The organism is Streptomyces sp. NPDC047525, from assembly GCF_040643025.1.
GTDB lineage: Bacteria > Actinomycetota > Actinomycetes > Streptomycetales > Streptomycetaceae > Streptomyces > Streptomyces durmitorensis.
Genome location: NZ_JBEYTL010000008.1, coordinates 185,964 through 210,146, shown reverse-complemented (window position 1 = coordinate 210,146; position 24,183 = coordinate 185,964). Strand labels below are relative to the sequence as shown.

Sequence of the window (24,183 nt, the reverse complement as noted above, 5' to 3'; positions counted from 1 at the left end):
CCTAGCCAGTGGTCGTAGGGTGGACCCATGGCTGAAGGACTCAGGGAGCGCAAGAAGCGGCAGACCAAGCAGCGGATCTCGGACATCGCGACGGGGCTCTTCCTGGAGCACGGCTTCGTCACGGTGACCGTCGCGGAGGTCGCGGAAGCCGCGGACGTCTCCGTGAACACGGTCTACAACTACTTCCCGGTCAAGGAGGACCTCTTCCTCGACCGGGGCGAGGCCGTCGTCGACCGGCTCTCCGGGTACGTGCGCGGACGCGGGCCGGGGGAGTCCGCGGCCGCAGCCGTCCTGCGCGCACTGCGCTCGGACGTCGAGGGCGTCTCGCCGCACGTCGGGCTGTTCCCGGGCTGGGCCGACTTCATGAAGGTCATCACCGAGGCTCACGCCCTGCGCTCCCGGCTCTGGGAGATCCAGCAGCAGGCGCTCGGCCACCTCACGAAGACCCTCGCCGAGGAAGCCGGGGCCGCCGACGGCGACCCCATGCCCGGACTGATCGCGGGTCAGCTCTCGTGGGTCCACAGCACGCTCATGGCCTGGATCGGCGACGAGATGACCAAGTGCCGCAAGCCCGCCGAAGTCTCCCGCGACGCCCTCGTCCTGCTGGACGAGATGGAGGACCTGCTGGGCGAAAAGGTCCTCAACTACGCGGTGCGCGGCGCCGAATGAGGCGTACCAGTGTGATGTCCGTCATCTGAGACGTGACGCGCATCTCTTCACCGCCACAGGCACGCTCACGACCGCTAATGTCCGCCGGAAGGGCAAACGTAAACAGCGTGTAAGCCAGGCGTGATAAGCGGTAGGGGAGTCGGAACAGTGGCACGGAAGCTCGCCGTCATCGGAGCCGGACTCATGGGGTCCGGCATCGCACAGGTCTCCGCCCAGGCGGGCTGGGACGTCGTCCTGCGGGACGTCACCGATGAGGCCCTGACCCGTGGCACCGACGGGATCAAGGCGTCGTACGACAAGTTCGTGAGCAAGGGCAAGCTCGCCGCCGAGGACGCCGAAGCGGCGCTCGGGCGCATCACGACGAGCACCGACATGGACGCCGTCGCCGACGCGGACATCGTCGTCGAGGCCGTCTTCGAGAAGCTCGAGGTCAAGCACGAGATCTTCCGTACGCTCGACAAGATCGTGCGCGAGGACGCCGTGCTCGCGTCGAACACCTCCGCCATCCCGATCACGAAGATCGCCGCCGTGACGGAGCGTCCGGAGCGTGTCGTGGGCGCGCACTTCTTCTCGCCGGTGCCGATGATGCAGCTGTGCGAACTGGTGCGCGGCTACAAGACCAGCGACGAAACCCTCGCCCGCACGCGTGAGTTCGCCGAGTCAGTCGGCAAGACCTGCATCGTCGTGAACCGCGACGTCGCCGGCTTTGTGACGACCCGTCTGATCTCGGCGCTCGTCGTCGAGGCCGCGAAGCTCTATGAGTCGGGCGTCGCCACCGCCGAGGACATCGACATCGCCTGCAAGCTCGGCTTCGGACACGCCATGGGACCGCTGGCGACCGCCGATCTGACGGGCGTCGACATCCTGCTGCACGCCACGAGCAACATCTACACGGAGTCCCAGGACGAGAAGTTCGCACCGCCCGAGCTGATGCGCCGGATGGTTGACGCCGGTGACATCGGCCGCAAGAGCGGGCAGGGGTTCTACAAGCACTGACGTCTGCTCCCTCCCTTGCGGGGTCACCCCTCGGAGTGAATTCGGTATCGGTTCGCTTACAGACGGCAACTTCCTTGCCCATGCGGCAGTCAGTTGCAGTGACATACGCAGACGCCTTACGGAACAGACGTCACAGGAAACTCAGCACTCTCGGGGAGCGCATATGCACATCAGGGGCGACCAGGCCCAGCTGGTCGTCGGGGGACGCCTCGACGTACGCAGCGCGGCGGACGCCCGAACGGTCCTGCACTCGGCCGTCGACGACGGAGCCGGAGACCTGGTGCTCGACCTGTCCGAACTCGACTCGTGGGACGCCACGGGACTCGGCGTCATCATGGGCGCGCACCGGCGCGCGGGACGGTGCGGACGCCGCCTCGTGCTGCGCAGTGTGCCGCCGCAGATGCAGCGCTTGCTCGTGGCCACCCGGCTGCACCGGATCCTTGCCATCGAGGGCGGAATCGGTGTCGAATCGCTGCCCCGTGTGTGATCCGCGAGGATCCCCAGCCGATCTGGGAGTGAAACGCATCTCGCGCACAATCCTCACGAGACTGTGACGTCTCGGACGGAGCGGTACCCCGCCCGTTCGGAGATACTGAGCGAAGGTCTAGGGTTCGGTCGCCCACCGTCATGACGAAGACAGACGCCCGAGCGGGGGCACCGGACCAGAAGCGACAGCGCAGTGTGCACAAGGCCGGAGGGGGCTGTGTACACGACGCATCTGGGGGGCTTTGACCATGGACCCGATGAACCGGGGACCGGAAGAGTACGGCCATGACGGCATCAACGACGACGATTCGGCGCGTCCCGTGCGACCACCGCGCGATCCTCTGACACCCGACTTCGGGCAGCCCACGCCCGTACTCGCCCGCACCGTCCAGCTCGTGTCGGGCGACTTCCTGCTCACCGTGAACCCCGTCGACGGCAGCGAGATCGAAGCCTGCCCGCCGGGCGAGCTGCCCGCACGACCCGTCAAGCGCACCGCCGCCGAGCGTGCCGAGCTGCGCCGCGCCGCCGCGCCGCCCGTGCCGCCGGGGCCCGCACTGCCCCGGATGCCGCTCATCGAGCGGCAGGAGGATCGCGAGCGGCTCGTGCGCCTGCTCGCACGCGGGCGCTCGGTGCGGCTCACCGGACCCGCGGGCTCGGGGCGCACGGCGCTCCTGAACGCCGTCGCAGAGGACTGCGCGGACCTCGCACCGGACGGCGTCGTCCGGCTCTCCGGCTACCACAAGACGCCCGGCGACCTGCTCCAGGACCTCTTCGGGACGGTCTACAACGCACCCCTGCACCGGCCCGACCGGGCCCTGCTGCTCGAACTCGTCCACGAGATCGGCGCGGTCGTCGTCCTGGACGACCTGGAGTTCGGCGCGGCCGCCCTGGAGGAGCTGCTCGAGGCCACGCCCGAGTGCGCCTTCCTGATCGCCGCGACGCCCGACGTCGCGGCGCCGTCACCCGATTCGCACCTCGAAGAGGTCTTCCTCGGCGGCCTGGGCCGCAGCGGCGGCCTCGAACTCCTGGAGCGCGCCGTCGGCCGCGTCCTCACCGACGACGAGGCGAGCTGGGCGGGCGACCTGTGGTTCGAGTCGGAGGGCCTGCCCCTGCGCTTCGTCCAGGCGGGCGCCCTGCTGCGCCAGCGCGACCAGCTGCGCGCCGACCCGAACGCCTTCGACGAGTACGGCTACTACACCGAAGCCCCGGTCGACGCGCCCTTCGGCGCCGAGGGCCACGACGTCCCGCTGCCCTCGCTCGCCGACGGAGCGGCGCCCGCGGTGCTGCTCGCGTCCCGGCTGAGCCCGTCGGCGCGCACCACGCTGCGGTTCGCCGTCGCGCTCGGCGGCGAGCTGCCGCACCAGGCGCATCTGCCCGCCCTCGTGGGGGACACCCACGCGGACGCGGCTCTCGCCGAGCTCGTCTCCACCGCGCTCGTCACGGCGGTCGGCTCGCACTACCGCCTCGCCGCCGGGGTGCGCACGCAACTGGAGGCGTCCGGGTACGCGGACGACGCCGCCGAGCGCGCCCAGAGCGCCGCCCAGCACTACGCCTGGTGGGCAGGGCACCCCTCGGTGGGCCCTGAGCGGGTCGTGGCCGAGGCGGACGCGGTGCTCGCCGCGCTGGGCGTCCTGGTCGCGGGGCAGTCCGCGTCGGGGGCTTCCGTCGGCAGTGAGGAGAGCGCCGCCGTGCTGCTCGCCCGCACCGTCGCGCCCGCCTTCGCGGGAGGGCTCGACTGGGGCGCGTGGGAGCGTGCCCTGCGGTCGGGCCAGGAGGCGGCACGGACCGCGGGAGAGGTCGCCGAAGAGGCGTACTTCCACCACGAGCTCGGCATCCTCGCGCTCTGCGGCGGACAGCTCGACCGGGCCCGCGTCGAGCTTGAGGCCTCCATCGGCCTGCGCGGCGCGCTCGCCGACAAGCGGGGCATGATCGCGGGCCGCAGGGCCCTCGCCCTGGTCGCCGACCGCTCGGGCGGCGTGCTCTCCGGCACGAGCACGGCCGCGGGCGAAGAAGTGCCCGACGCGCGCTACGAGGAGTCGGCATCGCCCCCCGGTGGCGTACCGGCGGCGTTCGCGCTGCCCGCACCGCCCCCGGAGCCCGAGACCCTGGTCACCCGCAAGGCCTCGCCCGCCGCGGGCGCAGGCCCGGCACCGACCCGCCGCTCCATCGTGAACGGCACCCGGCGCAATCTCGTGGCGGCGGGCGCGGGAGCCCTGCTCGCCGCCGTGCTCGGCACGGTGGTCACGCTCGGCGCGACGTCCGACGGCAACGACGACCCGCCGGACAAGGTCAAGACGGAGCAGTCGGCGAGCGAGGACCAGGGCGACGACGGTCTGACCGCCGACAAGCCGGCGAAGGACTCGACGAGCCGCCCGGACAGCGACGGCCCGGACAACGTCCCCGGCACCGAGGACGACGGCACGCCGAGCGAGAGCGGCGAACCGTCGGACGAGCCGAGCGACAGCGGCAAGCCGTCCGACAAGCCCACGGACAAGCCGACGACGAAGCCGCCGACGACGAAACCGCCGACGACCAAGCCGCCGACCACGAAGCCGCCGACGACCAAGCCGCCCACGACGAAGCCGCCGACGACACCGCCGCCGACGACTCCGCCGCCGAGCACGGATCCGACGCCGGACCCGCCGTCGTCCCCGGACACGTCGGACTCGGCGAGCGGCCCCGCGAGCAGCCCGGCGACGAGCGACAGCACGTCCGGCTCGGCGTCGACGATCTGACGCACGTACGCAAGCAAGACGCACGTACGCAAGCAAGAGGGCCGGGTCCACAGGACCCGGCCCTCACGTACGTGACCGGACTTCTAGAACAGGCGCAGCTTGTCGTCCTCGATGCCGCGCATCGCGTTGTAGTCCAGGACGGTGCAGCCGATGCCGCGGTCCGTGGCCAGCACGCGGGCCTGCGGCTTGATCTCCTGGGCGGCGAAGATGCCCTTGACGGGGGCCAGGTGCGGGTCGCGGTTCAACAGCTCGAGATAACGGGTGAGTTGCTCGACACCGTCGATCTCGCCGCGCCGCTTGATCTCGACGGCGACGGTCTGTCCGTCGGCGTCGCGGCAGAGGATGTCCACCGGGCCGATCGCCGTCATGTACTCGCGCCGGATCAGTGAGTAGCCCTCTCCGAGCGTCTCGATCCGGTCGGCGAGCAGCTCCTGAAGGTGTGCTTCCACGCCGTCCTTGATGAGGCCGGGATCGACGCCCAATTCGTGCGAGGAGTCGTGCAGGATCTCCTCCATCGTGATGATGAGTTTCTCGCCCGCCTTGTTCACGACGGTCCAGACACCTGAGTCGTCCCCCGTCCCCTCCTTCAAGGTGCAGGGCGGGGACATCCAGTTGAGGGGTTTGTAGGCCCGGTCGTCGGCGTGGATCGAGACACTGCCGTCCGCCTTCACAAGGATCAGGCGAGGGGCCGACGGGAGATGGGCGGTGAGCCGGCCCGCGTAATCCACGGAGCATCGGGCAATGACGAGACGCATGGGGCGCAACGCTACTCGACCCCAGGTGGTGCGCGCGATTCCTCCGGCGATGAACCTGTTCGATCCTGGCCGGTTATGTTCCCAATCTCCTGGTGCAGCGCGGGTCCGGTGCTTACCGTATAAGCAGGAGGTCGTCATGCGTGCACGCTGCGTGTGCGAGCTTCTTCCCTGTCCGGAAGCCCCCGCTCCCCGGGGGTGCGAGAGGAGAACCCATGTCGCTCGACGTCTCACCGGCGCTGTTGGAACAGGCCGAGCGAGGCGAGGTCGATGAAGCGGAATTCGTCGACTGCGTCCGGACCTCCCTGCCCTACGCATGGGAGATGATCAGCTCCCTGGTGGCCCAGCTGAAGGTTGACGGCGGCGAGTTCGCCGACAACCAGACGCCGCCGCCAAGCGAGCAGGCGCGCGGCCAGCTCCTGCGGGCGCTCGCGAGTGACGCCATTCGCGGCGCTCTGCAGCGCCACTTCGGAGTGCGTCTCGCATTCCAGAACTGCCACCGTGTGGCGGTGTTCCCGCTCGATGCGTCCGTGGACGACAGGCTCGCCCGGTTCACCTCGATCCGGGGGCAGCTGCTCAACCAGTCGCCCGAACTGCGGGACTGCTGACGCCTTTTGCTGCCGCTCCGTACGCGGGAGGTGTTCTAGTACCGGAGCGGCAGCTCCCCGCCCCAGCGGCTCAGCCGAGCTGGGGCAGCACTTCGGCACCCAGCCTTCGGACGTTCTCCTCCGTCGTCGCCAGGTCGCCCGAGCCCTCGACAAGCAGCGCGAAGCGTGTGATCCCGGTGCGCTCCGACGTGGCCGCGATCCGGTCCGCGCACAGCTGAGGGGTACCCACCGGATGCAGTCCGCAGAGCAGTTCGGTGTACGCGAGCGGGTCCCGCATGGACCGCGCGCGGCCGTCGACCGTGACATGAGCGTCAAGTCCCTGCTTGAGCCACCCCGGCATCGCCTTCTGCAGCGTCTCCGTCGCGTCCAGACGCCGGTCCGCGATCTGCGCGACCCCCGCGGAGACGTGCGGCGCCCGGTGGACCTCCTCCGGCGTACGCCCCGCGGCGCGCGCGTGCCTGCGCCACAACGCCACCATTTCGGCCTTCTCCTCGTCGCCGACGTGCATGCCGAGCAGCATCGGCAGACCGCGCTCCGCCGCGAGCCGCACGCTGGACGGAGAGGTGCAGGCGACGATCACCTCCGGGCCGCCGGCCGACTCCTCGGCGTCGGTGCCCGAGCCGGTCAGCGCCTCCTGCGGCCGTGGCACCACGGCGACCTCGCGGAAGGAGAAGCGGCCCCCGTCGCTCGCGACCCGGGGCTCGCTCAGCCACCGCAGCAGCAGGTCGAGGGAGTCCGGGAAGTCCTTCTCGTACGCGTCGAGACCGGACCCGAAGACCTCCAGGTCCACCCACGGACCACCGCGCCCCACGCCCAGCGAGAAGCGTCCGCCCGACGTCAGGTGCAGCAGCGCCGCCTGCTCGCCCAGGGCGACCGGATGGACGGTCGGCAGGACGCTCACGGCGGTCCCGACGCGGATGTGCCGCGTACGCCCGAGAAGGAGCGCGGCAAGGGTCACGGCGGACGGACACGTGCCGTACGGCACGAAGTGGTGCTCGGCGAGCCAGACCGAGTCGAGGCCCGCCTCCTCGGCCACCTCGGCGGACCGCACCGCTCGGTGCAGCGCCTCCCCCTGCCCCTGTCCCGGGAACTGGGCGGCCAGCACAAAACTACCTACACGCATCGCTCTCCTGCCTCCTTGGCGCCGACGCAGGCACTCCCCCTACGGGCAACAACGCATGACACGTGCCAAAGGCACGGCTTGGCATGAAGATTGACGGATTTTCTGCGGAATGCAGGGGGGATCTGTGGGGGTTGGTGAAGTACGCCTACCCCTGCGCGTGCCGCGTAGGCTGGAGACACCCCTGGCCCCCGTACATCCCGTGAGGTGTCTCGTGTCCCCGCGTCGTAACCGCCCGAAGGGCGCCGGAGAAGACAGTCCGCGCCCGGACGGCGAACCGGCGGGCCGCTACGGCGGCTTCCAGTCCACCGAGAGCTGGCGGGGCGAGCAGTGGAGCCTGCGCCACGTCGCGGGCGCCAGCTCGGTCGGCAAGACCTACCGCTGCCCCGGCTGCGACCAGGAGATCCCCTCCGGCGTCGCGCACGTGGTGGCCTGGCCCGAGCACTCGGGCGTCGACGAGCGCAGGCACTGGCACAAGGCCTGCTGGAACGCGAAGGACCGCCGCACCACGCGGGTGCAGCGGTCCCGTAACGCGCCGAGGTACTGACGGCTACACGTCGCGCTTCTCCAGGAGGGCGAAGGCGCCGACGATCGCGGCCGCCGTCACGCCGACGAGCAGCAGCAGCTGCGAGGTGCCGCCGCCCGTGCCGTCCATCTCGAAGATCTTGGCGAGCGAGTTGATGGCGTTGTAGTCCAGCATCTTCTCGCCAAGCGGACGCGTGCCCTCGGAGATCATCAGGAACACCGGCAGGATCGCGGGCACCAGGACCACGCCGAGCATCGCGGTGATCGCGCCCGCCGAGTGGCGCAGCATCGAGCCCGCGGCGAGCGCGAGGACGCCCAGGAGCGAGACGTAGAGACCGCCCTTGAGGACCGTGCCCGACCAGTCGACGTCGCCCGCCTCGGGGCCGCTGTGCATCCCCGACGTCATCAGGCCCACGAGCAGGATGGAGCCCGCCGCGACGACGAAGGCGATCACGAAGAAGATCAGGATCTTGGCGGCCAGCACGCGATAGCGCTGCGGCGACGCCGTGAACGTCGTACGGATCATGCCCGTGCCGTACTCGGACGACGTCACCAGGACGCCCAGCGTGATCAGGCAGATCTGGCCGAGCACGAGACCGAAGAAGGCCGGGATCGTGAACGGCACGTCCGCGTAGTCCCGGTCCTGCGTCTGACCGGCCACCAGCAGGCCGATGCCGACGACCAGGAGGAAGAAGACGCCGAGGGTCCACATCGTCGAGCGGACCGACTTGATCTTCGTCCACTCGGACGCGAGGGCGTTGCCGAGGTGGGTCTTCTTGACCGGGATCGGCGAGGTGTAGGCGTTGTTCATCGCCTGCTGCCACGCGGAGGGCGGCGCGGGGGCGGCCGGCGGGGGAGCCATCGGGGCGCCCTGCGGCATCGGGGCACCCTGCGGAACGGGAGCGCCCTGAGGCACGGGGGCACCGGCCTGTGCGTACGCCTGCTGGGGCTGCGCCTGCGGCTGCGGAGTCGGAGGCGTGGTCATCGCGGGTCCTCGCTGTCGCGCTTGGTCATCTCGGGGGCGGAGGCGGGCGCCTGCGGGGCGGCGGCCGCGTACGGGTTGGGGGTGGCGCCCTGGGGTGCGCCAGGGGCCGCAGGAGCTCCCTGCGGCGCGCCCTGCGGCATCGCGAACGGCTGGCCGCCCTGCTGGGGCGGCGGCGGTGCGTACCACCCGGGCTGGCCCTGTCCGGCCACCGGCATCGGCTGCTGCGGCATCGCGCCCGGCGGCAGCTGCTGCTGGAGGCCCGCGCGCTGGTCGACCGTCGAGCGGTAGTCGACGGCGCCCTGCGTCATCCGCATGTACGCCTCTTCCAGCGAGGCCTGGTGCGGGGAGAGCTCCCACACGCGGACGTCCGCGCCGTGCGCGAGGTCGCTGATGCGGGGGAGCGGAAGACCGGTCACGCGCAGCGCGCCGTCCTGCTCGGGCATCACCTGGCCGCCCGCCTCGGTCAGCGCGGCCGAGAGCTTCTCGCGCTGCTGCGGGTCGGTGTCCGGCGTGCGCACCCGGGCGAAGTCGGCGGAGTTGTGCGAGATGAAGTCCTTGACGCTCATGTCCGCGAGCAGCTGCCCGCGGCCGATCACGATCAGGTGCTCGGCGGTGAGCGCCATCTCGCTCATCAGGTGCGAGGAGACGAAGACCGTGCGCCCCTCGGCCGCGAGCGACTTCATCAGGTTCCTGACCCAGAGGATGCCCTCGGGGTCGAGGCCGTTGACCGGCTCGTCGAAGAGCAGCACCTGCGGGTCGCCGAGCAGGGCGGCGGCGATGCCGAGCCGCTGGCCCATGCCGAGCGAGAAGCCCTTGGAGCGCTTCTTCGCGACCTCCTGGAGGCCCACGACGCCGAGCACCTCGTCCACCCGGCGGGCCGGGATGCCGGAGAGCTGGGCGAGGCACAGAAGGTGGTTGCGGGCGTGCCTGCCGCCGTGCACCGCCTTGGCGTCGAGCAGCGCGCCGACCTGGCGGGGGGCGTTGGGGAGCTTGCGGTACGGGTAGCCGCCGATCGTCACCTGGCCCGTGGTGGGTTGGTCGAGCCCGAGGATCATGCGCATGGTCGTCGACTTGCCGGAGCCGTTCGGGCCCAGGAAGCCGGTGACCGTGCCGGGTCGCACCTGAAAGGAAAGGTTGTACACGGCTGTCTTGGCGCCGTAGCGCTTCGTCAGGCCGACTGCCTCGATCATTCTCCGCACCCATCGAATGGTTCAGGACGTCGGGGCACACGCCCCCGTAAGGGTTAGGAGGATATCGGGGAGCTGACGGTTCCAGCCAAGAGCGGGTAAAACTCTCCCCGTCAAGGGAAGCCCGGCTGCGGCAGCGCCCAGCCCGCGTCGGCGAAGGCGCGCGTCCCCAGCTCGCGCAGCGTACGGTCCCCGGCGGCCTTCTGCACCCAGTCGGCGGGACCGGGCCCGAGCAGGCGCCGCAGGGCGGGCGAACCCCAAAGGAGCGAGGCGAGCAGCGCCGCCTGGTCGCCGCCGCCGGGGCGGGGCAGGCCGGTGTCCGGATCGACGAGGACGCCGTACGAGCTGACGTAGAGGTGGGCGCCGTCGAGCTTCTCGCCGGAGGGCAGGGCGAGCGCGAAGTCATCGCCAGGGATCAGCGCCCGCCGGTAGTTGGGGAACTCCGTCGCGTCGACCGCCCGGAACTGGTCCTGATCGAGCCAGCTCACGACGAGGGAGGTTTCGGCCACCGGATCGAGATACGGGGCCGCCGCCACGTAACCGGCCTGCCCGATGTGCGCCGAGCAGCCGACGGCGATGCCGCGCACCCGCACCGGCACCATCGGCACGGCGGCGGAGATGCCGCGCCGCATGAGCTTGTACGCGACCTGCGCGGGCGAGGCGTTCGACCCGACGGCGATGACGGGGAGGCGGCGGCCGACGAGGGCCACGCCCCGCTCGCCCAGCGCCTCGTCGAGCGGCTGCCCCGCCACGTGCCACCGGCCGAGCGGCAGCGGACGTACATCGAGGGGCAGGAGCTCGTCGCCGGTCAGGAGGGAGGGGCCCCGGACGGGCCGCCCCGGGTAGGCCAGCGGCTGCAGGGCGGGCACGACATCAAGCCCGAGCGCGGCAAGGCTCCGGTCCTGCGCCATCACGCTCCCCGTGGCGGGCCTAGGCATCCCGCTTCTTCAGCAGCGTATAGCCGCCGATCAGTGCCACCACGACCCACACCACCATGATCGCGAGCCCGCCCCAGGGCCCGTAGGGGGTGTCGTCGTCCAGTGGCGTCTTCACCTGCATGATCTTGCTTCCCGCCTGGTCGGGCAGGAAGCGGCCGATCTTCTTCGTCGCCGAGACGTTGCCCAGGATGCTGGAGATCAGGAAGAAGAACGGCATCAGGATGCCCAGCGACAGCATCGGGCTGCGCAGCATCGTCGCGACGCCCATCGAGAACATCGCGATGAGCGTCATGTAGAGCCCGCCGCCGATCACCGCGCGCAGCACGCCCGGATCGCTGATCACGGCCTTGTGCTCGCCGAGCATCGCCTGACCCACGAAGAACGCGATGAAGCTCGTGACCAGGCCGACCACCAGACAGAGCAGGGTGGCGACCGCGACCTTGCTCGCCATGAAGGTGGCCCGCTGCGGCACCGCGGAGAGCGAGGTGCGGATCATTCCGGTGCTGTACTCGTTCGAGACGACGAGCACACCGAAGACGATCATCGCGAGCTGGCCGAGGCTCATGCCGGCGAAGCTGGTGAAGGTCGGGTCGAAGACCCTGCGGTCCTGGGCGTTGAGGTTGTCGTAGTCGTTCTTCGCCAGAATGCTGATCAGCAGGCCGAGCCCGACCGTGACGACCACGGCGAGACCCAGCGTCCACACGGTCGACGAGACCGAGCGGATCTTGGTCCACTCCGACTTCAGTACCTGCGTCGCGGCCATCGCTCAGGACCCCTTCTTCTGCTGCCAGCTCTCGCCCCAGCCCTCGACCTGCGTGGGCGGTGGCGGGGCGGCGCCGGGGGCCGCGTGGTCGGCGTGCGCGTGATACTCGACCGACTCCGCGGTGAGCTGCATGAAGGCCTCTTCGAGCGAGGCCCGCTGGGGGCTCAGTTCATGGAGTACGAGCTGATGGCGGGCGGCGAGTTCACCGAGGTCCTCCGAGGTGGTGCCGTCGACCTCAAGGGTGCCGTTGCCCGCCTCGACGGCGGTGACGCCCTCCTGGTGCAGCACGTCGAGGAGGCGCTCGCGCTGCGGGGAGCGCAGCCGGACGTAACTGCGCGAGTTCTGGTGGATGAAGTCCGCCATGGAGGTGTCGGCGAGGAGGCGCCCCTGCCCGATGACGACGAGGTGGTCGGCGGTCAGCGCCATCTCGCTCATCAGGTGGGAGGAGACGAAGACCGTACGGCCCTGCGAGGCGAGGGACTTCATCAGATTCCGGATCCAGTGGATGCCCTCGGGGTCGAGTCCGTTGACCGGCTCGTCGAACATCAGGATCTCGGGGTCGCCGAGCAGCGCGCCCGCGATGCCGAGCCGCTGGCCCATGCCGAGCGAGAAGCCCTTGGCCTTCTTCTTGGCGACCTGCGTCAGGCCGACGGTGTCGAGCACCTCGTGGACGCGGGCGCGCGGGATGCCGTTGCTCTGCGCGAGGCACAGCAGGTGATTGAAGGCGCTGCGCCCGCCGTGCATGGCCTTGGCGTCGAGCAGGGCGCCGATGTACTTGAGGGGATCCTTCAGCTGGGCGTAGCGCTTGCCGTCGATCCGCGCGGCCCCCGCCGTGGGGTTGTCGAGCCCGAGCATCATCCGCATCGTCGTGGACTTGCCCGCGCCGTTGGGCCCGAGGAAGCCGGTGACGATGCCCGGATGCACGGTGAAGGTGAGGTTGTTGACGGCCAGTTTCTCGCCGTACCGCTTGGTCAGCCCCTCGAGCTCGATCATGCGGCAACGCTAAAACGGGACAGAGCCCCCTGCCACTTGGGCAGAGGGCTCTGCAAGCGCCTCGCGGGGCGCCCTGTCAGGGGCGCGGGGAACTGCGCGCTCAGCCACGACGCGCCCGCAGGTCTCCCCGGTGCTTCAGCGGGTCTGCTGAGCCGGAACCCCGCGGGAGACCGGCTCGTCCTCGGCGGGCGAACCGGCGGCAGCCACCGCCGCACCCGTGAGGGTGGCCAGCATCTCGCGCACGTTGGTGAGCTGAGCGTTGATCGAGTCCCGGCGGTTGGTGAGTGCCGCGAGCTCGCGCTCGGATTCCGAACGGATCCGATCGGCCTTGGCGTTCGCATCGGCGACGATGTCCTCGGCCTGACGCTGAGCGGTCTCCACCGTCTGACGGGCGCGACGCTCGGCGTCCGTACGCAGCTTCTCCGCCTCGAGGCGCAGCTGCTCCGCACGGTGCTCGATCTCCGCGAGACGCTTCTCGGCCTTGGCCTGACGCGAGGCCAGGTCACGCTCCGACTGCTCCCGGCGCTTGGCGAGGTTCGTCTCGAAGTCGGCCGCGGCCTGGGCGGCCTTGGCGCGGGTCTCCTCGAAGAGGGCGTCCGCCTCCTCGCGCTTCTGCTGGGCGTCCTTCTGCGCCTCGCTGCGCAGCGTGCCCGCCTCGCCCTTGGCCTTCTCGACGATCCGGACGCCCTCGTCCTCCGCCTTGGCCTTGCGCTCGGCCGCGAACGACTCGGCGTCGTTGCGCACCTGCTGGGCCGCCGACTCGGCGAGCTCACGGTGCTGCTCGGCTGCGCGACGGGCCTCCTCGCGCAGGTCCTTCGCCTCCTCCTCGGCGAGGCGGAGGATCTTCTCGACACGCGCGCCGAGACCCGCGTACGACGGTTCGGCGTCGGCTACCTGCGCCTGCGCGTTCTGCGTCTCGAGGTGCAGCTCTTCAATGCGCTTTTCCAGAGCAGTGATACGAGCAAGAGCGCTGTCACGGTCGGAGACGAGCTTGGAGATACGTTCGTCCACCTGAGCGCGGTCGTACCCACGCCGCACAAGCTCGAAGCCGTAGGGGGAAGTGTCGCTCATGGGGTTCCTGTCGAATGAGACCGGTGAGGTGATAGGGGAATCCTAGGGGTCCAAGCGGCGTGTCATCGAGCAGATGCCCGTTTGATCTGGAGAATGACACCCCTTTTGAGTGGCTAACCGCCAGAGCACTTGCCAGCGACAGTGCCGAAGGTCCTTACAAAGCACGCGAGATGTTCTTTGGCTAGCCCTCAGACGGCTTGCCACCCGATCGAGTTGACCCCGCCGCCGCACCAGCCTTGACGCCACCGTCCTTCGCGCCGGGGATCGGTGGGGCCTCAAAAGACTCCAACGCCTCCAGCACGTCCTGGACACGGGAAATCTCGGCGTTGATGTCCTCACGGCGCCGGACGAGGACTTCGAGCTCGCGTTTGCCCTCGTCAACCGTGCGTTCGGCTTCCGCCTGGGCCTCCGCCTTGACGCGCTCGGCGTCGCGCACCAGCTCGGCCACCTTCGTCTCGGCCTCCTTGAGCAGTGCCTCGGCCCGCTTCACGGCGGAGATCCGCACCTTGCCGGCCTCGGAACTCGCGTCCGACACCAGCTCCTTGGCCTTCGCCTCGGCCTCGGCGAGCTGCTCCTCCGCGGCCTTCACCAGGGCGTCGCAGCGCTCACCGGCGGTCTTCATCGCCTCGGCGGACTCGCGGCGCGCACGCTCGTGCAGCTCCTCGATCTCGGCGGTGAGACGGTCACGCTGCTCCTCGGAGCGCTCCCTTATGGCCGTGGCGTCCCTGCGGGCGCCGACGAGCAGTTCGTCCGCGTCCGTACGGGCCTTCTCCACCAGGGAGTTGCCCTCGACCGTCGCCTCGGAGACAAGGCGGTCGGCCTCCGTGCGGGCCGCGCCGACCATCGTGTCGGCCTGCGCCTCCGCTTCCGTGGTGGCCTTGAGGGCCTTCTCCTGGGCGTCCTTCGTCAGCTTGTCGGCCTCGGCGGCCGTCTCCGAGATGAGCGTGTCGACCTGCTCGGCCGCCTCGGAGCGGCGCTTGTTGGCGGCCTGGCGTGCCTCGTCCTGGGTCCGCTCGGCCTCCTCCCGCGCCTGCGAGGTGAGCCGCTCGGCCTCGGCCGCCGCCTCCGCCTTGACGCGCTCGGCGTCGGAGCGGATCCGCTCGGCGTGCTGCTGGGCGGAGCCGACCGTCTCGGCGGCGTCCGCGCGAAGCCGCTCGGCGTCGCCCGTCGCGTCCGAGATGAGCTTCTCGGCCTTGGCCACCGACTCCGCGCGCACCCGCTCGGCCTCGGCGGTCGTCTCGGTCCGCAGCCGCTCGGCCTCCGCCGCCGTGTCGCTCTTGAGCCGCTCGGCCTCCGCGACCGTCTCGGTCTGCAGCCGCTCCGCCTCGCTGCGAGCCTCGCCGATCAACTGGTCGGCCTGGCTCGCCGCGTCGCTGCGGATGCGGTTGGCGTCCTCGCGGGCGTCGGCACGGGTGCGCGACGCGTCCTGCTCGGCCGACGCGATCGCGTCCGAGGCTTCGGTGCGCGAACGCTGGGCGTACTCGGAAGCGTCCGAACGCATCCGCTCGGCCTCCGCGATCGCCTCCGAAACGGTGCGCTCGGCAAGCGACTTGGCGGCCTCCGCCTCTTCGTTCGCCTCGCGCCGGGTGCGGCCCGCGTCCTCGGTGGCACGCTCCCGCTCGGCATACGCGTCGGCGCGGACGCGGTCCGCCTCTTCCTGCGCCTCGGTCCGCGTGCGCTCCGCCGCGTGCTCGGCGGCGCTGCGCAGACCCGCGATCTCCTCCTGAGCGGCCTCCTGAAGGCCCGACACGGAGTCCCGTACGGACTGGGCGGTCTGCTCGGCGCTGGAGACCATCTCGGTCGCCCTGCGGTCGGCCTCCTCGACCAGGCGGACGGCCTCGGCCTGGGCCTCGTCCACGCGCTTGCGGGCGGAGGCGAGGAGCTCCTCGCTCTGCTCGCGGGCCCGCTCGCGCTCCTGGTCGGCCTCGCCGCGCGCGGAGCTGAGGGTCTCCTCGGCCTCCCGGCGGCGCCTCGCGGCCTCCTCCTGGGCGGCGGACAGGGCCTCGGCGGCCTCCGTGCCCACGCGCTCGGCGGCCGCTGCGGCCTCCGAGCGGAGACGGTCGGCCGACTCCTGGGCCTCGGTCTTGAGCCGCTCGGCCTCGGCCGCGGCGTCCGAACGCAGCCGCACGGCCACGTTCTCGCCCTCGGCGCGTGCCTGCGAGGCGTCGGCAGCGGCCTCGGTGCGCAGCCGCTCGGCCTCGGTCTCTGCCTGCGACTGAAGGGTGCGGATCCGCTCGGCGGACTCCGCACGCAGGCGGTCGGTCTCGTCCGACGCCTCCTTGCGCAGCCGCTCGGCCTCCGCGCGGGCGTCGGTCAGGGCCTGCTCGGCGGAGGCGACACGCTCCTCGGCCTCCGTGTGCAGGCGCGCCAGCTCGTCGGCCGCCTCGGCCTGACGCGCCGCTATGGCCCGCTCGGTCTCCTCGTGCAGGGCACGCGCGGCGTCCTCGGCCTCGGACTTCGTGGTCTCGGCCTGCTCGGCGGCCTCCTCGCGGTGCCGCTCGGCCTCCGCGCGGGTGCGCTCCAGGGTCTCCTCGGCCTGCTTGCGCAGGCTGGTGGCGCGCTCGATCGCCTCGGTGCGCAGCCGCTCGCTCTCGGCGGTCGCCGCCGTCTTCAGCTCGTCGCCGTCGGCCTTTGCCTTGGCGAGGAGCTCCTCGGCGGACTTGGCCGCCTCCTCGATCTGCTGGACGGCCTCGCGCCGGGCCTCGGTGCGGATCCGCTCGCCCTCGGCGACCGCGTCGGCCCGCAGCTGCTCGGCCTCGCCGCGCAGCCGGCGCGCCTCCTCCTGCAGCTCGACGGTCTTGGCGCGGTACTCCTTGGTGTCGTCCTTCGCCGTGCCCTTGAGCTCCTCGGCGATGTCGTGCGCCTCGGCGCGCAGCCGGTCCGCCTCGGACTCGGCCTCGGTGCGGATCCGCTCGGCCTCCTCCGTGGCGGCCTTCGTCGTCTCCTTGGCGTCCTTGGACGCCTTGTCGAGTACGTCCTCCGCGGTGCGCGCGGCCTTGGCGAGCTGGCCCGCGGTCTCCTCGGCGGTGATCGTGCGCGCCTTCTCGGCGGCTTCCTTGATCAGCTGCTCGGCCTCGGCGCGGGCGTCGGCGACGAGCTGCTCGGCCTCGGCCTTGGTGGCCTCGGCCTCCTTCGTGGCCTCGCCGACCAGGCGGGCGACCTGCTCCTTGGCGGTGCGCGTGCGCTGTTCGTTGGCGCCCTCGGCGGCCGAGAGCTGTTTGGACGCGGAGTCCTTGGCCTCGGAGAGGACCTTCTCCGCCTCCGCGCGCGCCTCGCGCAGAGCCGTTTCGGCCTCCGTCATGCGCTGCTCGGCGGCCCGGCTCGCCTCGGTGGCCTGACGGCGCGCCTGCTCGGACTCGGTGGCCGTGGTGGAGCGCAGCTGCTCCGCGTGGTCGGTGGCCTCCTGCGCCTGCGTGGACGCGGCGTTCAGGAGGCGCTCGGCGTCCGTGCGGGCCCGGCGCAGGGTCGCCTCGGCCTCGGCGCGGGCGGACTCGGCGTCGCTCGCCAGGCGCTGGCGGGCCTCTTCGGCCACGCGCTCGGCCTCGGCGCGGGCGGCGGCCAGGGCCTGGTCGGCCTCGGCACGCGACTCGTCGAGCAGGCGGCGCGCCTGCTGTTCGGTGCGCGCCCGCAGCTGCTCGGCCCACGCCACGTTCTCGTTGACGTGCGACTCGACGGTCTGGCGGCGCTCGGACAGCTCCTGGTCGAGCTGCTGACGGCGTGACACCGCCTCGGAGTGCAGCTCGGACTGGAGCCTGGCCTGCTGCTCGGCGTGCTCCTGGAGGATGCGCTGGGTCTGCGCACGGGCCTCGCGCAGCTCGCGCTCCGCGTCCTGGCGCAGCTGATCGGCCTGGATCTGGGCATTACGGAGCAACTGCTCGGCCTGATAGCCGATGTCCGCGCCGTCGTAGGCAGGGCGGGACGCGAGGTTGCGGCGCGCCTCGTGAAGCTTGGCGCGCAACACCTCGACCTGGTAGCCGAGGTCTTCGGCGTGCTGAACAGCCTTCTCTCGCTCGGTCTTCAGCCGGTCCATCTCGGCCTCGAACCGCGAAAGATGGTCCGTCTCAGCCCGCGAGCTCTCTTGGCGTTCGTAGCCCCGCACTGCGCGGTCCCATCCGTCCCCTGGTCGCAAGTCTCTTCGTACGAGCCCTGTCCATCCGCCGAACGGGGCCCACGGGGAATGGTGTCAGATCAACAGCAGAGCATGGGCTGCTGCCCTGACGCTCGTCCCCCGAAACCCGGACCCCGGCAAGCGGCCGCCCAGCGTACGGACGACCGGCCGCCCAATACTTCGGACGGCCGACCCCAACCCTACCGGCCCAAGTATGCGGAGGTCAGTGCTCCGGTGACTCCTGAGCTGCCGAGGTGACGAGTTCGGTCAGTACGCCGTGGCAGTCCTTGGGGTGCAGGAAGGTGATGCGGGATCCCATGGAGCCGATTCGGGGCTCCTGATAAAGGACGCGTACGCCCTTGTCCTTGATGGCGGCGGCGTCGCCGTCCACGTCCGCGGTGCCGAAGGCGATGTGGTGCACGCCCTCGCCGTTCTTGGCCAGCCACTTGCCCACGGCGGAGTCGTCGCGAGTGGGTTCGAGGAGCTGCAGGTAGGAAGCGCCGCCGTCGCCCGTCTCGTTGATCTTGAGCATGGCCTCGCGCACCCCCTGCTCTTCATTGACTTCGGTGTGGAACACCGTGAAGCCGTACGTCTCCCGGTAGAACTCGACGGTCTTGTCGAGGTCGAAACAGGCGATCCCGATGTGATCGATTCGCGTCAGCATGTTTTAAGTCCAGCCCTTCCGGCGCTGATTACGCAACGTGCGCGCGATCACACCGAACTCCCGATGACGCCCGGCGTACCGCTCAGTACATTCAAGTAAACCCTCATTAACTCCTCCTCCCAAGGGGCCGTGGCACATGTCTGGAACGACCGGTACCACCTCAGTGATCGTCGCGGGCGCCCGAACGCCCATGGGCCGCCTGCTGGGCTCCCTCAAGTCCTTCTCAGGCGCCGACCTGGGCGGTTTCGCGATCAAGGCCGCCCTCGACCGGGCCGGGATCGGCGGCGACCAGGTGCAGTACGTGATCATGGGGCAGGTCCTCACGGCCGGGGCAGGGCAGATCCCGGCACGTCAGGCCGCCGTCAAGGCGGGCATCCCCATGAACGTCCCGGCGCTCACCGTCAACAAGGTGTGTCTCTCCGGGCTCGACGCGATCGCGCTCGCCGACCAGCTGATCAGCGCGGGCGAGTTCGACGTCGTCGTCGCCGGCGGCCAGGAGTCGATGACGAACGCGCCGCACCTCCTCCCGAAGTCGCGCGAGGGCTTCAAGTACGGCGCCATCGAGATGCTCGACTCCATGGCGTACGACGGCCTGACCGACTCCTTCGAGAACATCGCCATGGGCGAGTCCACGGAGAAGCACAACACCCGCCTGGGCATCGCACGCCCCGAGCAGGACGCGATCGCCGCCGCCTCCCACCAGCGGGCCGCCGCGGCGCAGAAGAACGGCATCTTCGAGGCCGAGATCACCCCGGTCGAGATCCCGCAGCGCAAGGGCGACCCGGTCCTGTTCTCCAAGGACGAGGGCATCCGCGCCGAGACGACCGCCGAGTCCCTCGGCAAGCTGCGCCCCGCCTTCACCAAGGACGGCACGATCACGGCGGGCACGTCCTCGCAGATCTCCGACGGCGCCGCGGCGGTCGTGGTGATGTCCAAGGCCAAGGCCGAGGAGCTCGGCCTCGACTGGATCGCGGAGATCGGGGCCCACGGCAACGTGGCGGGCCCGGACAACTCGCTCCAGTCGCAGCCGTCGAACGCGATCCAGCACGCCCTGAAGAAGGAGGGCCTCGACGTCGCGGACCTCGACCTCATCGAGATCAACGAGGCCTTCGCCGCGGTCGCGGTGCAGTCAATGAAGGACCTCGGAGTGTCCTCGGAAAAGGTGAACGTCAACGGCGGAGCCATCGCCCTGGGTCACCCGATCGGGATGTCCGGCGCGCGCGTGGTGCTGCACCTCGCCCTTGAGCTGAAGCGCCGTGGTGGCGGCGTGGGCGCTGCCGCGCTGTGCGGTGGCGGCGGGCAGGGCGACGCGCTGATCGTGAAGGTGGCGAAGGCCTGACGCGTTTCGCGCGTGCGAGCCTTCCCTACGTCTTGGAACGGAGCTGTCTGACATGCAGGACGTCCCCTCCCTGGTGGCACAGGCCCGCGAGGGCAGGCCACGGGCCGTGGCCCGGCTGATCTCACTGGTCGAGGGGGCGTCACCGCAGCTCCGCGAGGTCATGGCGGCGCTGGCTCCGCTGGCGGGCCATGCGTACGTGGTCGGCCTCACGGGATCTCCCGGTGTCGGCAAGTCGACTTCGACGTCGGCGCTCGTCTCCGCGTACCGCAGGGCGGGCAAGCGGGTCGGCGTCCTGGCCGTCGACCCCTCGTCCCCCTTCTCCGGGGGCGCGCTGCTCGGCGACCGGGTCCGGATGTCGGAGCACGCGTCCGACCCGGGGGTCTACATCCGCTCCATGGCGACGCGCGGCCACCTCGGCGGCCTCGCGTGGTCCGCCCCGCAGGCGATCCGTGTCCTGGACGCGGCGGGCTGCGACGTCGTCCTGGTCGAGACCGTCGGCGTGGGCCAGTCCGAGGTGGAGATCGCCTCGCAGGCGGACACGTCGGTGGTGCTTCTCGCCCCCGGGATGGGGGACGGGATCCAGGCGGCGAAGGCCGGAATTCTGGAGATCGGCGATGTGTACGTCGTGAACAAGGCGGACCGGGACGGCGCGGACGCGACCGCGCGCGAGCTGAACCACATGCTGGGGCTCGGGGAATCGCGCGGTGCCGGTGACTGGCGCCCGCCCATCGTGAAGACGGTGGCCGCACGGGGCGAGGGGATCGACGAGGTCGTCGAGGCCCTGGAGAAGCACCGGGCGTGGATGGAGGAGCGGGGGGTCCTGGCGGAGCGGCGCGCGGCGCGGGCGGCCCGCGAGGTGGAGACCATCGCGGTCACGGCCCTGCGGGAACGGATCGCGGACCTCCACGGGGACGCGCGGCTCTCGGCGCTGGCGGAGCGGATTGTCGCGGGGGAGCTGGACCCTTACGCGGCGGCGGATGAGCTGGTGGCCAGCTTGACCGCGGGGTAGCCCGTGCCCCGCGGTGGCTGCGGGGCTCCGCCCTGGGGGGAACGGGGCCGCCGCTTCTGGTGGCCCCGCAGTCGAATGAGCCGCCGCTTCGCGGCGAATCTTTCCCGCCCACCCACCCGATTACCCCGGAGTAACGGGTGGGTGGGCGGGAAACATCCGCCGCGAAGCGGCGGTTCAGAGCACACGCACGACGTGAGCCGGCCCCGCAGGACATTCCTGCGGGGCCGGCTCTCCGGGGGGACGGGGCCAATTAGTCGTCGGAGCCGTCAGAGTCGTCGTCGGAGTCGTTGTCGTCCGAGTCGTGGTCGGAGTCGTCGTGGCTGTCCGACTTGTCGGCGGTGACCTTGCCCGACTGCAGGTCGACCTTCCAGTCGGACTCCGCACCCTTGGTGTTGGACGTCTCCGCGTCCCAGGCACCGGCGGTGCCGTCGTCGTCCAGGTCCACGGACGTGACCGTGCCCTTGGCGGCGGCGGCTTCAGCCGCGTCCTGCGCCGAGGTGGACGCACCGTTCAGGGCGGCGGCCACGCGCTTCGCGTCGCCGTCCTCGTCCTGCTCGGTGTGCGAGCCCAGGACCTTGCCCGTGCCGGGGTCGACCTGCACGCTGTGCCACGTGCTGTTCTTGCCGAGCACGTCGACGTCCCAGACCAGGCCGCCGTTGTCCTCGTCGTCCAGCTCGGCGGAGACCGCCGTACCGGACTGGTTCGCCAGGGCCGCCTTGATCGCGTCGGCCGCGGTCACCTTGGCGGCCTTCACCTCGGTGGTGTTCTCCTTGGCGTCGTCGCGGTCGTCGTACCGGTCGTCCCGGTCGTCGTCGCGGTCGTTGTCCCGGTCGTGGTCCTTCAGCTGGACGCTGGACTTCTTGGCCGCGGCCGACGACTCGTCGTCGCCGGAGGCGGCGAGCGCTGTCGCCGTGCCGCCCCCGACCAGGGCGATGGCCGCGACAGTGGCGATGACGATGTTGCGCTTCATAAGGGGTTCCTCCCGAGACGGTGGCTGTGCGGCCCGGGGGCCGCTGCCGTTCGCTTTCGACAAGAACCAATCTGGCTGAGCGATGCTGAAGCCAGCCTGAAGCCGCCTGAAGAACTCTTCAGGTTGGCTCTGTCACCCTGAACGCATGCGCCTGTTGATCGTGGAAGACGAAAAGCGCCTCGCGCTGTCCCTGGCCAAGGGCCTGACGGCCGAGGGCTACGCCGTGGACGTCGTCCACGACGGCGTCGACGGGCTGCACCGGGCGGGCGAGGGATCGTACGACCTGGTCATCCTCGACATCATGCTGCCCGGCATGAACGGCTACCGCGTCTGCTCCACCCTGCGCGCCGCCGGACACGACGTACCGATCCTGATGCTCACGGCCAAGGACGGCGAGTACGACGAGGCGGAGGGGCTCGATACGGGCGCCGACGACTACCTCACCAAGCCCTTCTCGTACGTGGTGCTCGTTGCCCGTGTGAAGGCGCTCCTGCGCCGCCGCGGCAACGCGGGCCCGTCCCCGGTCCACACGCTCGGCGACCTCAAGGTCGACACCGCGGCGCGCCGCGTCTTCCGCGGCACGGACGGCGAGGACGGCGAGGGCAGCGAAGTGACCCTCACGGCCAAGGAGTTCGCGGTCCTGGAACAGCTCGTCCTGCGGGCGGGCGAGGTGGTCTCCAAGGGCGACATCCTCGAGCACGTCTGGGACTTCGCCTACGAGGGGGATCCCAACATCGTCGAGGTGTACATCAGCGCCCTGCGGCGCAAGCTCGGAGCGCCGCTCATCAAGACCGTGCGCGGCGCCGGATACCGCCTGGAGGCCCCCCGATGAGGCGCTTCTTCAGTTCCGTACGGGCCAGGGCGACCATCGGCGCCTCTCTGGTCGTCGCCGTCGCGCTGATCGCCGCCGGAGCCGCCGTGCTGCTCTCGCTGCGCGCCAATCTGACGGACCAGGCGAGCGGTCAGGCCGAGTCCTCCGCCCGTGGGGTGGCCTCGCAGCTCGCCGCGAACAAGGCGTACGGCGAGCTGGACCTGGACGACGAGGACACCCCGGTCCAGGTCGTCGACGGCGACAAGCGGCTCGTCGCCGCCAGCGAGGAGCTGGAGGCCATCAGCGGCACGGCGACCGACGCCGTCAAGCCCCGGCCCGCTTCCACCACGCCGCCCGCCAAGGGCGACGACGAGGACGACGACGAGAGCGAGGGCGAAGCGCTCGAAGCCGGGGAGATCTCCGACGACCCGGCGCGCGACACCACCGGCTCCGCCACCGTCGACGGCGAGACGGAGGACTACCGCTTCGCCGCCGTCAAGGTGAACGTCGAGAACAAGGGCGACCTCACCGTCTACGCGGGCGCGTCCCTCGCCGCCCAACAGAGCGCGGTGTCCACGGCGTTGACGTCCATGCTCATCGGTTTCCCGCTGCTCCTGGCCGTCATCGCCGGGGTGACCTGGCTGGTGACGCGGCGCGCACTGCGCCCGGTGGACGCGATCCGCTCCGAGATGGCGGCCATCACCGCATCGGAGGACCTCGCGCGCCGCGTGCCCGAGCCGGACACGCACGACGAGATCGCCCGCCTTGCCACGACCACGAACGAGACGCTCGCCGCCCTGCAGAGCTCGGTGGAGCGCCAGCGCCGCTTCGTGGCCGACGCCTCGCACGAACTGCGCAGCCCGATCGCCTCCTTGCGCACACAGCTCGAAGTGGGCGCGGCCCACCCGGAGTTGCTGGATGTGGACGGTGCGGTCGAAGACACCGTACGGCTTCAGGAGCTGGCCGCCGACCTGCTTCTCCTGGCCCGGCTCGACGCGGGGGAGAAGCCGGGCGGGGGGCATGTGGACCTGGCGGCCCTGGCCCGTGAGGAGCTCTCGCAGCGCACACGGGACCGTGCTGATGTCCGCATGGATCTGAAGAACGTCGAAGTCGCCGGCTCCCGAAGCCAGTTGACTCGCGTGCTCGGCAACCTCGTGAACAACGCGCAGCGTCACGCGCGCTCGCACGTCACGGTCGCCACCCGGGCCGACGGCACGTGGGCGGTCCTTGAGGTCTCCGACGACGGAGAGGGCGTACCCGAGAGCGAACGCGACCGGATCTTCGAGCGCTTCGTCCGCCTCGACGACGCCCGCACCCGGGATGACGGCGGGGCGGGTCTGGGCCTCGCCATCGCGCGCGACGTCGCCGCACGCCACGGCGGGACCCTCACGGTCAAGGAGGCCCCCGGTGGGGGAGCGCTCTTCGAGCTCAGGATCCCTGCCGCTTCCCGGTGA

General features: G+C 70.9%; 21 protein-coding genes. 10 read left to right on the top strand and 11 right to left on the bottom strand.

What is annotated here, in order from left to right:
• Positions 1-27 precede the first annotated feature (27 nt).
• From ABZ833_RS24390 to ABZ833_RS24375, 4 genes are all read left to right on the top strand, one after another.
• Entirely contained in the window at positions 28-669 is a 642-nt protein-coding gene (locus tag ABZ833_RS24390; protein WP_361049971.1) for a TetR/AcrR family transcriptional regulator, read from the top strand.
• 147 nt (positions 670-816) lie between these two features.
• Positions 817-1,665 carry a 3-hydroxyacyl-CoA dehydrogenase family protein gene (locus ABZ833_RS24385; RefSeq protein WP_361049968.1) on the top strand — a complete coding sequence of 283 codons (849 nt, stop codon included), beginning with the start codon at positions 817-819 and terminating at the stop codon, positions 1,663-1,665.
• Positions 1,666-1,828: 163 nt separating this feature from the next.
• Positions 1,829-2,152, top strand: coding sequence for an STAS domain-containing protein (locus ABZ833_RS24380; protein WP_160507247.1), 324 nt, complete (start codon positions 1,829-1,831; stop codon positions 2,150-2,152).
• 247 nt (positions 2,153-2,399) lie between these two features.
• On the top strand, positions 2,400-4,886 hold the full coding sequence (locus ABZ833_RS24375; RefSeq protein WP_361049965.1) for an ATP-binding protein: 2,487 nt from the start codon (positions 2,400-2,402) through the stop codon (positions 4,884-4,886).
• 83 nt (positions 4,887-4,969) lie between these two features.
• Here the strand turns inward: ABZ833_RS24375 and nucS are convergent, their stop codons facing one another.
• Positions 4,970-5,641, bottom strand: coding sequence for an endonuclease NucS (gene nucS / locus ABZ833_RS24370; protein WP_361049963.1), 672 nt, complete (start codon positions 5,639-5,641; stop codon positions 4,970-4,972).
• Positions 5,642-5,853: 212 nt separating this feature from the next.
• Between nucS and ABZ833_RS24365 the strand changes: the two genes are divergently transcribed.
• Complete coding sequence (locus ABZ833_RS24365) at positions 5,854-6,246, top strand: SCO5389 family protein (RefSeq protein WP_361049961.1); 393 nt, start codon at positions 5,854-5,856, stop codon at positions 6,244-6,246.
• Positions 6,247-6,316: 70 nt separating this feature from the next.
• On the opposite strand, the gene ABZ833_RS24360 is transcribed toward ABZ833_RS24365, so the two are convergent.
• A complete protein-coding gene (locus ABZ833_RS24360) occupies positions 6,317-7,369 on the bottom strand; it encodes an LLM class flavin-dependent oxidoreductase (RefSeq protein ID WP_361049959.1) in 1,053 nt (350 codons plus the stop codon).
• 211 nt (positions 7,370-7,580) lie between these two features.
• Here ABZ833_RS24360 and ABZ833_RS24355 point away from each other — a divergent pair, with 211 nt between their 5' ends.
• Positions 7,581-7,913 carry an ATP/GTP-binding protein gene (locus ABZ833_RS24355; RefSeq protein WP_361049957.1) on the top strand — a complete coding sequence of 111 codons (333 nt, stop codon included), beginning with the start codon at positions 7,581-7,583 and terminating at the stop codon, positions 7,911-7,913.
• Positions 7,914-7,916: 3 nt separating this feature from the next.
• Here ABZ833_RS24355 and ABZ833_RS24350 read toward each other — a convergent pair whose 3' ends face one another.
• The 8 genes from ABZ833_RS24350 to mce all read right to left on the bottom strand — a co-directional run bounded on the left by ABZ833_RS24350 (position 7,917) and on the right by mce (position 18,600).
• A complete protein-coding gene (locus ABZ833_RS24350) occupies positions 7,917-8,702 on the bottom strand; it encodes an ABC transporter permease (protein WP_361050782.1) in 786 nt (261 codons plus the stop codon).
• 170 nt (positions 8,703-8,872) lie between these two features.
• Positions 8,873-10,066: an ABC transporter ATP-binding protein gene (locus ABZ833_RS24345; protein WP_361049955.1), complete on the bottom strand. Its 1,194-nt coding sequence runs from the start codon at positions 10,064-10,066 to the stop codon at positions 8,873-8,875.
• A 110-nt stretch (positions 10,067-10,176) separates the two neighbouring features.
• Positions 10,177-11,001 (bottom strand): hypothetical protein, encoded by an 825-nt coding sequence (locus ABZ833_RS24340; RefSeq protein WP_361049953.1) that lies wholly within the window; start codon positions 10,999-11,001, stop codon positions 10,177-10,179.
• A complete protein-coding gene (locus ABZ833_RS24335) occupies positions 10,994-11,764 on the bottom strand; it encodes an ABC transporter permease (RefSeq protein ID WP_361049951.1) in 771 nt (256 codons plus the stop codon). Before ABZ833_RS24335 ends, ABZ833_RS24340 begins: the two co-directional genes overlap by 8 nt.
• Before the next feature lie 3 nt (positions 11,765-11,767).
• Positions 11,768-12,757 (bottom strand): ABC transporter ATP-binding protein, encoded by a 990-nt coding sequence (locus ABZ833_RS24330; RefSeq protein ID WP_361049949.1) that lies wholly within the window; start codon positions 12,755-12,757, stop codon positions 11,768-11,770.
• 135 nt (positions 12,758-12,892) lie between these two features.
• The gene (locus ABZ833_RS24325) at positions 12,893-13,828 is read right to left on the bottom strand and encodes a cellulose-binding protein (protein WP_249587715.1); all 936 of its coding nucleotides are present in this window, start codon (positions 13,826-13,828) and stop codon (positions 12,893-12,895) included.
• A gap of 181 nt (positions 13,829-14,009) precedes the next feature.
• Positions 14,010-17,927, bottom strand: a complete 3,918-nt coding sequence (gene scy, locus ABZ833_RS24320) for a polarized growth protein Scy (protein ID WP_361049947.1) — start codon at positions 17,925-17,927, stop codon at positions 14,010-14,012.
• Positions 17,928-18,159: 232 nt separating this feature from the next.
• Positions 18,160-18,600 carry a methylmalonyl-CoA epimerase gene (mce, locus tag ABZ833_RS24315; RefSeq protein WP_361049945.1) on the bottom strand — a complete coding sequence of 147 codons (441 nt, stop codon included), beginning with the start codon at positions 18,598-18,600 and terminating at the stop codon, positions 18,160-18,162.
• A gap of 136 nt (positions 18,601-18,736) precedes the next feature.
• Between mce and ABZ833_RS24310 the strand changes: the two genes are divergently transcribed.
• Both ABZ833_RS24310 and meaB read left to right on the top strand, forming a co-directional pair.
• On the top strand, positions 18,737-19,939 hold the full coding sequence (locus ABZ833_RS24310; RefSeq protein WP_361049943.1) for an acetyl-CoA C-acetyltransferase: 1,203 nt from the start codon (positions 18,737-18,739) through the stop codon (positions 19,937-19,939).
• A 52-nt stretch (positions 19,940-19,991) separates the two neighbouring features.
• Complete coding sequence (meaB, locus tag ABZ833_RS24305; protein ID WP_361049941.1) at positions 19,992-20,948, top strand: methylmalonyl Co-A mutase-associated GTPase MeaB; 957 nt, start codon at positions 19,992-19,994, stop codon at positions 20,946-20,948.
• 250 nt (positions 20,949-21,198) lie between these two features.
• On the opposite strand, the gene ABZ833_RS24300 is transcribed toward meaB, so the two are convergent.
• Entirely contained in the window at positions 21,199-21,918 is a 720-nt protein-coding gene (locus ABZ833_RS24300) for a PepSY domain-containing protein (RefSeq protein ID WP_361049939.1), read from the bottom strand.
• Between the two features lie 145 nt (positions 21,919-22,063).
• Between ABZ833_RS24300 and ABZ833_RS24295 the strand changes: the two genes are divergently transcribed.
• The gene (locus ABZ833_RS24295) at positions 22,064-22,750 is read left to right on the top strand and encodes a response regulator transcription factor (RefSeq protein ID WP_361049937.1); all 687 of its coding nucleotides are present in this window, start codon (positions 22,064-22,066) and stop codon (positions 22,748-22,750) included.
• Positions 22,747-24,183 (top strand): HAMP domain-containing sensor histidine kinase, encoded by a 1,437-nt coding sequence (locus ABZ833_RS24290; RefSeq protein ID WP_361049935.1) that lies wholly within the window; start codon positions 22,747-22,749, stop codon positions 24,181-24,183. Before ABZ833_RS24295 ends, ABZ833_RS24290 begins: the two co-directional genes overlap by 4 nt.